General features: G+C 59.1%; 10 protein-coding genes and 3 pseudogenes. 5 read left to right on the forward strand and 8 right to left on the reverse strand.

What is annotated here, in order from left to right; translation table 11 throughout:
* Positions 1 to 115 precede the first annotated feature (115 nt).
* A pseudogene (locus CAF73_RS20905) lies at positions 116 to 550 on the forward strand (FAD-dependent oxidoreductase); the annotation flags it as partial.
* 710 nt (positions 551 to 1,260) lie between these two features.
* On the opposite strand, the gene CAF73_RS20915 reads toward CAF73_RS20905, so the two are convergent.
* On the reverse strand, positions 1,261 to 1,623 hold the full coding sequence (locus CAF73_RS20915) for a DUF6124 family protein (protein WP_085703702.1): 363 nt from the start codon (positions 1,621 to 1,623) through the stop codon (positions 1,261 to 1,263).
* Positions 1,624 to 2,170: 547 nt separating this feature from the next.
* Here CAF73_RS20915 and CAF73_RS20925 point away from each other — a divergent pair.
* Positions 2,171 to 3,385, forward strand: coding sequence for an aldose 1-epimerase family protein (locus tag CAF73_RS20925; protein WP_085703704.1), 1,215 nt, complete (start codon positions 2,171 to 2,173; stop codon positions 3,383 to 3,385).
* A gap of 13 nt (positions 3,386 to 3,398) precedes the next feature.
* Here CAF73_RS20925 and alaE read toward each other — a convergent pair whose 3' ends face one another.
* Together alaE and CAF73_RS20935 are read right to left on the reverse strand one after the other, a co-directional pair.
* Positions 3,399 to 3,860: an L-alanine exporter AlaE gene (gene alaE / locus CAF73_RS20930; RefSeq protein ID WP_085703705.1), complete on the reverse strand. Its 462-nt coding sequence runs from the start codon at positions 3,858 to 3,860 to the stop codon at positions 3,399 to 3,401.
* 20 nt (positions 3,861 to 3,880) lie between these two features.
* Positions 3,881 to 4,141 (reverse strand): annotated as a pseudogene (locus tag CAF73_RS20935) (LysR family transcriptional regulator); the annotation flags it as partial.
* Between the two features lie 5 nt (positions 4,142 to 4,146).
* Between CAF73_RS20935 and CAF73_RS29915 the strand changes: the two are divergent.
* Positions 4,147 to 4,314 (forward strand): annotated as a pseudogene (locus CAF73_RS29915) (GABA permease); the annotation flags it as partial.
* A gap of 209 nt (positions 4,315 to 4,523) precedes the next feature.
* Here the strand turns inward: CAF73_RS29915 and CAF73_RS20940 are convergent.
* Positions 4,524 to 6,035: a sensor domain-containing diguanylate cyclase gene (locus CAF73_RS20940; protein WP_085703706.1), complete on the reverse strand. Its 1,512-nt coding sequence runs from the start codon at positions 6,033 to 6,035 to the stop codon at positions 4,524 to 4,526.
* A 149-nt stretch (positions 6,036 to 6,184) separates the two neighbouring features.
* Positions 6,185 to 6,691 (reverse strand): peptide-methionine (S)-S-oxide reductase MsrA, encoded by a 507-nt coding sequence (gene msrA, locus CAF73_RS20945; RefSeq protein WP_085703707.1) that lies wholly within the window; start codon positions 6,689 to 6,691, stop codon positions 6,185 to 6,187.
* Positions 6,692 to 7,065: 374 nt separating this feature from the next.
* Between msrA and ycaC the strand changes: the two genes are divergently transcribed.
* Positions 7,066 to 7,698, forward strand: a complete 633-nt coding sequence (gene ycaC, locus CAF73_RS20950) for an isochorismate family cysteine hydrolase YcaC (protein WP_085700364.1) — start codon at positions 7,066 to 7,068, stop codon at positions 7,696 to 7,698.
* 87 nt (positions 7,699 to 7,785) lie between these two features.
* Here the strand turns inward: ycaC and CAF73_RS20955 are convergent, their stop codons facing one another.
* A complete protein-coding gene (locus CAF73_RS20955) occupies positions 7,786 to 8,775 on the reverse strand; it encodes a zinc-dependent alcohol dehydrogenase family protein (protein WP_085703708.1) in 990 nt (329 codons plus the stop codon).
* Between the two features lie 126 nt (positions 8,776 to 8,901).
* On the opposite strand from CAF73_RS20955, the gene CAF73_RS20960 reads away from it, so the two are divergent.
* Positions 8,902 to 9,783 carry a LysR family transcriptional regulator gene (locus tag CAF73_RS20960; protein ID WP_085700362.1) on the forward strand — a complete coding sequence of 294 codons (882 nt, stop codon included), beginning with the start codon at positions 8,902 to 8,904 and terminating at the stop codon, positions 9,781 to 9,783.
* An 11-nt stretch (positions 9,784 to 9,794) separates the two neighbouring features.
* On the opposite strand, the gene CAF73_RS20965 is transcribed toward CAF73_RS20960, so the two are convergent.
* Both CAF73_RS20965 and xylG read right to left on the reverse strand, forming a co-directional pair.
* Positions 9,795 to 10,931, reverse strand: a complete 1,137-nt coding sequence (locus CAF73_RS20965; RefSeq protein ID WP_085700361.1) for a sugar ABC transporter permease — start codon at positions 10,929 to 10,931, stop codon at positions 9,795 to 9,797.
* Positions 10,932 to 12,488, reverse strand: a complete 1,557-nt coding sequence (gene xylG / locus CAF73_RS20970; RefSeq protein WP_085703709.1) for a D-xylose ABC transporter ATP-binding protein — start codon at positions 12,486 to 12,488, stop codon at positions 10,932 to 10,934.
* Between the last annotated feature and the right edge of the window lie 66 nt (positions 12,489 to 12,554).

The following is a 12,554-nucleotide window of genomic DNA, read 5'->3' on the forward strand; positions in this document are numbered from 1 at the left end:
GTAATCGCACGGCTTTTGGCTTTTCGCGTTTTTGCCTGAGCGCGGCTTTCAGCGGATTGTTTTCCATCGCCTGATCCGCTTCACTGTGGCTCTTTTGCCTGAGCGGAAATCAATCATGGAACGATGCGAAGCACTGGTCATCGGCCTCGGCGCCATGGGCGCGGCCACGGTGTATCAACTGGCGAAAGCCGGGGTCAACGTGGTCGGCATCGACCGCCACCATCCGCCGCACACATTCGGCTCCAGCCATGGCGACACCCGCATCACCCGACTGTCCGTGGGCGAGGGCGCGCAATACGTGCCCATCGTGCGTAACTCCCACCGCATCTGGCGCGAACTGGAAGCGCTGTCGGGCGAGGCCCTGTTCGAACAAACCGGCCTGCTGGTGCTGACCTCCAGCCCCGACTTCGATCCCGCCGACGAAACCGACTTCACCCTGCGCACCATCGCCCTGGCACAGACCTACGGCATCGAACACGAAGTCCTCGACGCTGCCCAGATACGCCAGCGCTTTCCGCAGTTTGCCCAGGTGCGCGACGACGCCATCGGGGCGCTTGGTGACCTCGCTGGAATGAGCGTTTTGTTCAATAGCAGCTTGGGCGAAAATAGATGCGTCCCCATTTTTTCAAATCCATCAATCCTCGATTTTTACGAGTGTTGCTAGCTCCTTAGTCAGGACCGATTGCAATCTGGATATTTTCCCCACGTGCACACGTACTCCCAGAGCAGCTTTCGCTCTAAGTGTTTGATGTAGGCAGTGGTGTAAGGCTGTCCCATGTCGACAGGACAGGCTGAGACCCAAAGATGCTCAAGTGGCGTGGTTTCCAGAAGTGTCAACCTAAAAGTATTACCTCCAGAGTGTCCGGGGCGTTCGCTGAATGCTGACGTGTTGAATTGACGCAACCGGTCTGCCAATGTCTGGCCTGTTGTCTCGCCAATGTAGATGATGAAATCGTTGTTTACCCTGTAGTTGTCAGGTTTCTTTTTACTGCGTGCGATGAAGTACACACCCGGGAGATTCTTTCCTTCGAGTTCTGTCCGTTCAGACCAAGGACGCCAATCACAAAACCCTACCTCGCCCACCATAATTTGGCCCTATCCGAAAAAAGTGTCTTTTTAACATCATCGGTGCAGCCAAGGGCGATTGTTTTTTGCGCAAATATTTGCTTTTTGGCCAATAGCTGCCATTCATCGTGGCAGCTACGGCCAACGCTCATGCCTTCTTTAGCCGCGTGCTATCTGGGCGCAGAGGGCAAGCGTTTAGGTCTTCACCTCAACATGATCCAACGCCTGATTCACCGCCAATTCACTCAACATCACCAACTGCGCAATCCCGATCGCAGTCTTGCGATGGGCTGGCTCCAGTGTGGCAGCGAAGTTGTTGAGCATTTCGCTGGCCGAGCCCAGTGATTCACTGGCGTTGGCCAAGAGAGATTCAGTGTTGTAGGCCGGGTTGGCCAGGTACATGGGATCATGCCTGGTGTGGCTGCCCATGATGCGTTGTTGTGGGGTGAGGTAATGGTCGAGCGCGCGTTCGGCCGCTTCGTTGAGAGTTCGAGAATCGGGAAATTTATAGGGCGATACCGGATCGGTTTCCGGTGGGGTCGGTGTTGGCTTGAACATGGATGAAGCTCCAGGGTGAGAAAGTGGAGCCATCAGCCTCGCTACCAAACGAGGGTGGTGGCCATACGGAGGTTGGTAGACCGGTCACCTGGATACCCGGCGCGTCCGAAGACGCCCTACGCATGGCCACCATAAAACAGAGGACGAAAGAGTCCCTGCAATCTGGTGTTGCGATGCGACAGGTAATCCGGGCTACCAAACCCGATCACTGTTTTTCAGTGACCCGGAAACGATAAAACCCGCACCCCAGACGCACAAGCCGGCGGATTCTGGCGTAGTCGTAGGCAATGACGCAAGACGCTGTAGCCGTGGGGAAGTAATGCCGGGCGTTTCTAAGCACCCTTCGGAAAACGCTTAAACACGCCGCCCTCGCCATGTCGAAATCAGACGCTCCATGCAGCTCCTGAATAATCCGATCACATCGATTTCAATTTTCCTGTCCGCACCATTCGTTCTTGGCACCTACCGACGCGCGTCACTTTTTAAGCTTGATGAAACGTTTCAGCAGGTTTATAAAAACGGCACAACTCCAAGAAAGGCTGCTCCCATGACCCCGCTCAAACTCGTTGTTGCCCTCAGCGCACTGTCCGCTGCTTCCCACGCCATGGCCTGGGATTACGTTCTGCTCGACACCGACAAAGCCGCTCAGAACTGGCAGATCACCAGCCAGCAACTCGGCGTGAAAACCGGCAAACCTTTCAGCGTCAGCCTGCGCACCTTGCATGGTGGTCGGCAGGAGGGCGTCAGCATTGTCGACATTGATAACGGCACGATGAAGCTCTCGGTGGTGCCGACGCGGGGCATGAACGTCTTGCAGGCTTCGGTCGGCAATGTGCGCATGGGCTGGGATTCGCCGGTCAAGGAAGTGGTCAATCCGTCCTTCATCGAACTCAATGGCCGCGGCGGTCTGGGCTGGCTGGAGGGTTTCAATGAGTTGGTGACCCGCTGCGGGTACGAATGGGTCGGTCATCCCGGCGTCGACAACGGCGAACTTCTGACCCTGCACGGCCGGGCCGCCAACATTCCTGCGAACAAAGTCACTCTGCACATCGATGAAACGCCACCGTACGCCATCACTCTGCGCGGTGAACTGAAAGAGCAGGCGTTCAAGAAAGTCGACTTCTCCGTCGCTACCGAACTGGTCACCGAACCCGGCAGCGCAATGTTCGCCCTCAACGACACGCTGACCAACAACGGCGACTATCCGAAGGAGTACCAGGCGCTGTACCACAGCAACTTCAGCACCCCGTTCCTGGAGCAGGGCGCTCGTTTCGCCGCGCCGGTGAAACAAGTGTCGCCGTTCAACGACAAGGCCAAGGGCGATTTGGCTGAATGGCAAACCTACCGCGCACCGACCAAGGACTACGACGAAACGGTTTACAACGTGGTGCCGTATGCCGATGCCAAGGGCGATACGTTGACCGTGTTGCATAACAAGGCTGGCAGTCTGGGCGTTTCGGTTGGCTTCAATACGCAGACATTGCCGATGTTTTCCCTGTGGAAGAACACCGATACCCAAGGTCAGGGTTATGTCACCGGGCTGGAGCCGGGAACGAGTTTTTCCTACAACCGCCGTTATCAGCGGCCACTGAATCTGGTGCCCACAATCGGGCCGAAGGAACACAAACAGTTCCGCATCAGCTACAGCTTGTTGGCGGATAAGGCGGCGGTGGATAAGGCCTTGAAGCAGGTGAGCGAGATTCAGGGCGGGCGGGAGACTGAGGTGCGGCAGGCACCGTTGGTGGATCTGAGCAAGGGGTGAAGCCGGCGGTCGTTCAACTGTTCAGCGACATCGGCTTGTCGCCAGCCGGAGGCAAGCCGAACACCTTGCGTACCCTGTTGAGAAATGCCCCGTAGGGTCGCCCCAGCGCCAGCATCATCAAGGCCGCACCGAGCGTGCCGCGCACCAGCTCACCTCCCGATGCACCACTGGAGGCAATGATCGCTGCATAGAGGGGGACCTGGAAACTGACGAGGGCGAAGCTGTCCCACAGCAGTCTGGAAACTCGACGCGGGCTGGCTCGCTTCATCACCCAGTCCCGCCACAGACCGTAAGGTCTTGCGACGGGCACCATCAATACGGCGCCTACAAGGCGCGCATGAAGAACCTGATCCCACGTCATGCCGGCAATGAATCGTTCATTGATGATGCCGGTGGTTGTGAAAAACAGGATCAGCGCCGTTGTGTCTGCGATGAATGCAGTACGGCGCATTGACTGTTGCGGGCGTTGAAGCAAATCACATCTCCTGTCCTGGTTCAGGTAGGTGCCAGCGCATCCTCCAGATGTGACAGCGGCTGCACCGCCAGGTGCGGAGATTCGCCGAAGAACTCGATCAACAGCTCGGTGTGCACGCGTATTTTCCGGGCGGGATGCGGCCCCGGCGGGCTGAGGAGGTAGGCACCTGCTGGCGGTGGGGGATGGTTTGTCATGATCTGCAACAGTGCTCCCGTTGCCAGGTGCTCATGGGTGAGGCAGTCAGGCAGGTAGGCGACGCCCAGGCCAGCAACTGCGGCAGCGGCGGGTGATCGCGTTCATCTGCGCCGCGCTCGCGGTGATGATGGTGACCCCCGAGCATCGTCTGGAAGTGACGTCGACCATTGGCCTGGCGCTGGCGATTTCCTTTATCGGGCTGGTGACCACGCGCCAGCATGGGCAGGTGAGGGCAGTGGCTTCGGCGGGCGAGGCTTAGGTTTTTTCTGGCGCTTGAACGATGGGGCTGGCCCCGGCATGACGTTGGGGTAGATCGATCACCGGGCTTTTGCCCGCAACCATCGGCCCCTCGGTGTACGCCCCTTTCATTTGCGTTGCCCCATTCACAGGCATTCCATCTACGGCTTGTCAACGCGAGTGGCTCGGGGAGGGGCATGGTGGTTTTCTCCCGCGTGGTTTCACTTGAGGCTAGATCAAGTTGGGCAGTTTCACCCACCTGTTTCGCCCCAGGGCCTTGGCACTGTAAAGCGCTTCATCGGCGGCTTCGATCAAACCTTGCACGGGGGTTAGCCGGGAGCCGGTGGCAGTGGCAATCCCGATGCTGACACTCACTCGTCCCAACGGGCTGGATTCGTGGGAAATGTTCGCTTGCTTCAATCGGTCGAGGATCAGTTGCGCCACGATCTGCGCACCTTCGCTGTCGGTATTGGGCATGATGACGCCCATCTCTTCACCGCCATACCGCGCCACAAGATCCGAGGGACGGCGCACGCACGCCTCCACCACGTTAGCAACGCGTTGCAGACAATCGTCGCCGGCAACATGCCCGTGGGAATCGTTGAACAGTTTGAAGTAGTCGATATCAATCATCAGCAATGCCAAGGATGTGCCGTCGCGCTGCGCTCGTCGCGCCTCTACGTCCAGTGTCACATCGAAGCAGCGTCGATTGGCCAGACCGGTCAGGGCGTCCTTCATCGCCAACAGCTCAAGTTGCCTGTTTGACGAAAGCAACTGCTGCTGAGTGCCCATCAACTCCGCTTCTACCTGGGTTCTGCGTCGAATATCCAGTATCAAAAACCAGCCGATGAGACCCGTAAGCGCCAGCAGGCCCGTCACCACCACGGCCGATAGCAGCGCCTCTGTTCGCCACGCGGCGAGGGCTTCGCGTTTCCCGAGTGCGACAGTCGTGATCAGCGGCAGCCGGTCACTTTTGCGAAAGGCGTAGAGCCTTTCCACACCGTCCAGGCTGGAGGTGAACGAGGCGGTGCCGACAGAGTGATCCACCAGGTACTTGGCGTAGATCGGTGACTTTGAAAAATTGCGCCCCATGTCCTGCTCGCGAAAGGGGTAGCGAACCAGCAACGTACCGTCGGTATAGGACAACCCGATGGCACCTTCCTGGCCGACATCGATCTTTCCAAACAGCCGCAGAAAGTTTTCGATGCCCAAGGTCACCGCGACCACTCCGGCAAACTCACCGCGAGCATCATTGAAACGTCGACTGACGGTAATTACCCATTCCTGATTGGTGCGGCTTTGAATGGGCGGACCGATAAAGGTCTCGGGGGAGGGATCATCGCGGTGATGAATGAAATAGGTGCGATCACTGCTATTGGCCCCGGCCGGAATCGGCCGGTTGGAGGACATCAGCCAGCGTCCCTGACTGTCGTAGATGGTGATGCCGCTGAGCTGTGGCATCAGCGACTCCTGCCGGTCGATCAGCGAACTGATCCGCTGGATCTGAACGGGGCCACTGCCTTCGGTTTCCAGGCGTTCGACGAGCCCGAGCAAAAGCGCCGAACTCTGGCGGACGATGCCTTCGGAATAGGTGACAAGCGCCTGGGTCAGGTTCAACCCGTGAATGTCCACTTCCTCCAGCGCTCGCTCTCGAGAGGCCAGCACCTTCCAGACAGTCAGTGAGGCCAGGGAGCAGCCGATAACCAACAGCAAAAGCACAACCAGGTGGGTATCTCGCTTCACGTCACTACCTTATGGAAAGTCCGTTCCAGAGGCTATTGGATCAAGGCAATGACGGCAGTCGCTTGTCCTCATCGCGTGCAAGGATACAAGCAGTCAGGTGTCGCTGCAGCAATAGATGAATGGGTTACAGCACCGAACCGCGCTGGACCTCAACCGCGTTTGGGCAGCTTCCAGTTCGGGCGAATGAAGTGGCAGGTGTAGCCATTCGGTATGCGCTCGAGGTAATCCTGATGCTCCGGTTCCGCCTCCCAGAACGGTCCCGCCGGTTCGATTTCGGTGACCACACGACCTGGCCAAAGGCCTGACGCATCGACATCGGCTGCGGTGTCTTCGGCGATATCGCGTTGTTGCTCGTTCAGGTAATAGATCGCCGAACGATAGCTTGGGCCGAGGTCGTTGCCCTGACGGTTGGGCGTGCTCGGATCGTGGATCTGGAAGAAGAATTCGAGGATCTGCCGATAGCTGATCACGGCCGGATCGAAGACGATCTCGATGGCTTCGGCATGATTGCCATGGTTGCGGTAAGTGGCGTTCGGCACATCGCCGCCGGAATAGCCGACCCGCGTCTTCAGCACGCCGCGGTAGCGCCGCAACAGGTCCTGCATGCCCCAGAAGCAGCCGCCGGCGAGAATGGCGGTTTCGGTTTGAGTGGTCATGGCTTGTCCTTCCTCTCGAATGGGTCGCAGATGTTCCTTCATATGAGGGAGTGTGGACCGATTCCAAGGTTGAACCGGTAAATAAATCGTGAAGCGTCGGCTTACGGCGTTTTCCCACTATCGGCAAGCCAACCATCAGGCTCCAGTTCTTGGCCACACGTGGCAGTTCCTTTCAAAGAATACCGCTGACTGGCGGAAACGCTGATCGGCAAACCGGGTTCTCCGGCACTCAGTCTGGAAGCAAACATTGTGGATTGTCCTCTTTCGGTTGACGGTGAAACGCGTTTCAGACGATTTATCGCTTTCAGGCGAGTCAGTAATCTGTGCCCATCTTGAACGCAAACGCACTTCCACAACTAAAAAGGGATTCAAACATGAGCACTCCAACCTACAACCGCCTGAACAAAGACGACGCCGTGGTTCTGCTGGTCGACCACCAGACCGGTCTGATTTCTCTGGTTCAGGACTTTTCGCCAAACGAGTTCAAGAACAACGTGCTGGCGCTGGCCGATCTGGCCAGGTTCTTCGAATTGCCGACCATCCTCACCACCAGTTTCGAACAAGGCCCGAACGGCCCGCTGGTGCCGGAACTCAAGGAAATGTTCCCGGACGCGCCGTACATCGCCCGCCCAGGCCAGATCAACGCCTGGGACAACGAAGACTTCGTCAAGGCAATCAAGGCCACCGGCCGCAAGCAGATCATCATCGCCGGTGTCGTGACCGACGTCTGCGTAGCGTTCCCGACCCTGTCGGCATTGGCGGAAGGGTTTGACGTGTTCGTGGTGACCGACGCCTCCGGCACCTTCAATACCACCGTGCAACAGGCCGCATGGAACCGCATGACCCAGGCCGGCGCGCAAATGATGAACTGGTTCTCGGTCGCCTGTGAGCTGCACCGCGACTGGCGCAACGACATCGAAGGCCTGGGCAACCTGCTGTCCCAGCGCATCCCGAACTACCGCAACTTGATGAATGGTTATGCAGCGCTGACCGCGCATCAGAAATAACCGGATGCCGGATAGACGAAAGCCTGCTTTGAAAAAAGCAGGCTTTCGTCGTTTCTAGCGCAAACAGGAGAGCAGGGGACTGTCACCTCAAACCGTGACGACAATCTTCCCGACCTGCTGATTGGCTTCAAGAAAGCGATGCGCCTCCTGAATTTCATCCAGAGCGAATGTCCTGGCAATGATCGGTTGCAGCGCGCCGGACGCCAGCCCATCGCCGATGAAAGTCTTGGCGCGTGCCAGGGTGGCCGGATCGGAGACGACCTCCGTGTAGAGGTAACCCTTGAGGGTCAGGCATTTGCCCAGCACGGTAAACAGCGGGAACGGCGTCGGCTCCGGGCTCAGGGCACCATACTCCAGCAGGATGCCGCCGCGCGCCATGCTTTGGGTCAGCGGTTCGAACGACGGGCCGCCCACCGGATCGAACACCACCCGCGCGCCTTTGCCGTCGGTCAAGGCCATGACTGCTGCAACCATGTCTTCCTCGTCGCTGACGATCACGTGCGCCGCGCCGGCGTCGAGCAGGGCCTGTTTCTTGGCACGGGTTCGAGTGATGGCAATCGAAGTGGCACCGACCATTTTGGCAATCTGAAAGGCTGCCAGGCCGACGCTGCTGGAGGCGGCGGTGACGATCACGAAGTCGTCCTTTTGCAGTCTGGCCTGTTCGACCAGCGCACCCCACGCGGTGACGTATTGCATCCAGGACGCCGCCGCTTGTTCAAATGACAGGTTCTGCGGGTGCTTGACCGTGAGGTGGGTTGGCACATTGGCCAGCTCGCCGTAAGTGCCCCAGCGCGCGATGTCCAGCGGCGGAATCAGGCTGACGGCATCACCGATCTTGAATTCGCTGGCGTTGGCGCCGACCGCGACCACCACGCCGGCGGCTTCGTAGCCGAGACGGCTGGGAAACTCGGCTTCCTGCAGATAAGCGTGATTGCGGAACATCACTTCGGCGCGATTCAGGCCAAAGGCTTTGACCTCGATCTGCACTTCGTCCGCCGCCGGTGCCGGGACGTCGACGTTTTCCAGTTTCAGGACGCTCGCGTCACCGTATTCATGAATCCTGACAATGCGTGCCATCTGTACTTCCTCGGTTATCGATGAAATTGCACCGGCGTAAACCGGTGCCATGGACGCCAATTTAGGCTTTGGCCTGTTCCGGATAAAGGCCTAGGATGGCGCAACACTAGAAACAACGAGTTTCCAATGGATCGCCTCACACTCATGGCCACCTTCGTCAAAGCGGTGGAGCTGGGCTCCTTCAGCGCGGTGGCGGACGAACTCAACCAGTCCCCGCAAATGGTCGGCAAGCAGGTGAAAATGCTCGAGCAACACTTGGGCGTCTCGCTACTCAACCGCACCACCCGCAAGCAAAGCCTCACGGATTTCGGCCGTACGTTCTATCAGCGGGCGAAACTGATTCTGGCCGACATGGACGCCGCCGAAGAAATGGCCGCTGTGACTCGAGGCGTGCCCAGCGGCCGGTTGCGGATCAATGCACCCGTCACGTTCGGTGTCAGCACGCTGTCGCCGAAGCTGCTGGAGTATATGGTTCGTTATCCGCAAGTGTCGGTGGATCTGACGCTGTCGAACGAACTGGTCGACCTGGTGGACGGCGGTTATGACGCAGTGTTTCGCATCGGCGAACTCGCCGACAGCGGGCTGAAGGCATTGCCGCTGATGCCCTATCACATGGTGCTGTGCGCAGCACCGTCCTACCTCGCACGCCGCCCACCCATCACCACGCCCTGGGATCTTCAGGAACATGAATGCCTGGCGTTCGCCTATTCGGACGGCCGCTCACATCTGCGATTCGAAGGCCCGGAAGGCTGCATCGACGTGCCGATTAAAAGCCGATTGACGATTAATCAGGGCGACCCGTTGCTGTCCGGAGCAGTGGCAGGGCTGGGGGTGGTGATGCTGCCGCTGGAACTGGTCAAGGATTCGCTGAGGAGCGGCACACTGGTGAGTCTGCTGCCGCAGTACAGGGTGCCGGTTTCGCCGATGAATCTGTTGTATGCACCGGATCCAAGGCTGACACCCAAACTGCGGAGCTTCATTGATTTTGTGCGGGGGGCGTTCGGGTAGTTAAAACCTGCTCACCGCCGCCCGGTCCGCGTACTCACATCCACCCAGACAGCCAACACCAGAATGCTGCCCTTGACGATCATCTGCCAGTAACTGTCGACGTCGAGCATGGACATGCCGTTGTCCAGGCTGGTGATGACCAGTGCGCCGAGAAGTGCGCCGTAGACTGTGCCGGAACCGCCGCGCATCGAGGTGCCACCGATGAAGCAGGCGGCGATGGCGTCGAGTTCGCCCATGCTGCCGGCCGAGGGCGAGCCGGCGGCCAGGCGCGCAGTGTTGACCACGCCGGCGAGGGCGCACATTACCCCCATGATCCCGAAAATCCACAGCTTCACGGCCTGCACATTGATACCGGACAGGCGCGTCGCTTCCATGTTGCTGCCCACCGAATAGACGCGTCGGCCGAACACGGTCTGGCTGGTCACGTAGCTGAATCCGCCCAGCAGAATCAGCAAAAGCAGGACCGGCACGGGAATGCCGTCGTAGCTGTTGAGGGTCTGGACGAAACCGGCCAGCACCGCGCCGATCAACAACACGCGTGCCACGTCACGCACTAATGAGTGTGCCGCGAGGCCGTGAAGGGCGCGATTGCGCCGTTGTTTCCAGGTCAGGAACAGCGTCAGTGCGAACAGCAGGACACCCAGACCGGCGCCGATCGTATGTGGCAGATAACCCTGGCCAATGTAGACGAGTTCCGGCGACACCGGCGCAATGGTCGTGCCCCCGGTGATCCCCAGCAAGATGCCCCGGAAAGCCAGCATGCCCCCCAGCCCGACGATGAACGACGGAATGCGCAGGTACGCCGCCATGTAGCCGTTGGCGAGGCCGATCAGCAGCCCGCACACCACCACAAGGCTCAGGTTCGCCAGCAGCGGTATGTGATAGACAACATCAAGAATGGCTGCCACGCCGCCGAGCAGGCCCAGCAATGAGCCGACCGACAGATCGATCTCGCCGCTGATGATGACCAGTACCATGCCGCAGGCGAGAATCCCGGTAATCGACATCTGGCGCAGCAGGTTGGAGAGGTTGCGGGGTGTCAGGAATCCGCCCTCGGTCTGCCAGCTGAAGAACAGCCAGATCAACGCCACGGCAAACACCAGTGCGAGCATCTTGTAGCGGGTGAAGAGTTGTTTGACCTGATTCATTTACGCGGATTTCCGATCTTTATTGTTATGGCTGTCGGGCTGGCTGAGCGCCGCGGCGAGCACCTGTTCCTGAGTGAGTTCATGGTTGATGAAATCGCCCTGCAACCGGCCTTCGCCGATCACCAGTACGCGGTCGGAAACACCGAGCACTTCGGCCAGCTCCGAAGACACCATGATGATCGACACACCTTCGGCGGCCAGCATCCCCATCAACTTGTAGATCTCGTATTTGGCGCCGACATCCACCCCTCGGGTCGGCTCATCGAGGATCAGAACCCTGGGCCGGGTCAGCAGCATCTTCGCCAGCACGGCTTTTTGTTGATTGCCCCCGGACAGGCTGGTGATCGGCAGGAACGGGCTCGCGGTCTTGAGGTGCAGGCGCGAAATTTCCCGATCAATGCTGCCCAGTTCGGCTTCGGCGTCGATGCGGGTCAGTTTCGAGAAACTGTCCAGCACGGCCAGGGTGATGTTCTGGCCGACCCCCAGATCGGGAATGATCCCCTGACGCTTGCGGTCTTCGGGCACCAGGCACACGCCGGCGCGGATTGATTTGAGCGGTGTGCGGGTGTCTATGGGTTGACCGTCCAGCCAGACCTCGCCTTCGTGGCGGCCGGGGTAGGCACCGAACAGCGCGGTCACAAGCTCCGTGCGACCGGCGCCGACCAACCCGGCGATGCCGAGGATTTCCCCGCGTCTGAGGCTGAACGAAATGTCGTCGACCCGTTTGCGTTTGGGGTTGTCGACGTCGTAGCAGGTGATGTGGCGCGCCTCGAAAATCACCTCGCCGATGTCGTGTGGTTCGGTGGGGTAGAGGTTGCTCATTTCCCGGCCGACCATCTGGGTGATGATCTGGGGAATATCCATGTCTTCCATGGCGGTCGTGGCGATGTGTTTACCGTCGCGGATCACCGAAATGGTGTCACACACAGCGGCCACCTCATCGAGCTTGTGGGAGATGTAGACGCAGGCGACGCCCTTGGCCTTGAGGTCGCGGATGATGTCCAGCAATACCTCGATTTCCGAACGGGTCAGGGCCGAAGAAGGCTCGTCGAGGATCAGCAGCCGTGCCTGCTTGTTCAGGGCCTTGGCGATTTCCACCAGTTGCTGATAACCGCCACCGTACTGCGAAACCGGCAGCGACACGTTCATGTCCGGCACTTTCAGTTCACGCATCAGGGCTTCGGCGCGGTGGATCATCGCCGGGTAGTTCATCCGCCCACCCGGCAGCGTCAGCTCATGGCCCATGAAAATGTTTTCGGCCACCGAGAGGTCGGGAACCAGCGTCAGTTCCTGGTGAATGATGACGATGCCGGCGGCTTCCGTTTCGCTGATCGAATGTGCCTTGAGCGGCTGACCGTCCCACAGGATTTCGCCGTCCCAGGTGCCGTGGGGATAGACCGCCGACAGGATTTTCATCAGCGTGGACTTGCCGGCACCGTTCTCGCCGCACAGCCCGACGCATTCACCGGGTCTGACCTTGAGGTCGATGCCGTTGAGCGCTTTGACACCGCCGAAGGTTTTGACGATGCCGTTCATTTGCAACAGAAAGTCGGACATGGCAGAGACTCACAAGCGGCAGATACAGGACTGAACCCGCAGGCGCAGAACGCCTGCGGGGCATTA

It is taken from the genome of Pseudomonas sp. B15(2017), assembly GCF_002113215.1.
In the GTDB taxonomy this organism is placed as follows: domain Bacteria; phylum Pseudomonadota; class Gammaproteobacteria; order Pseudomonadales; family Pseudomonadaceae; genus Aquipseudomonas.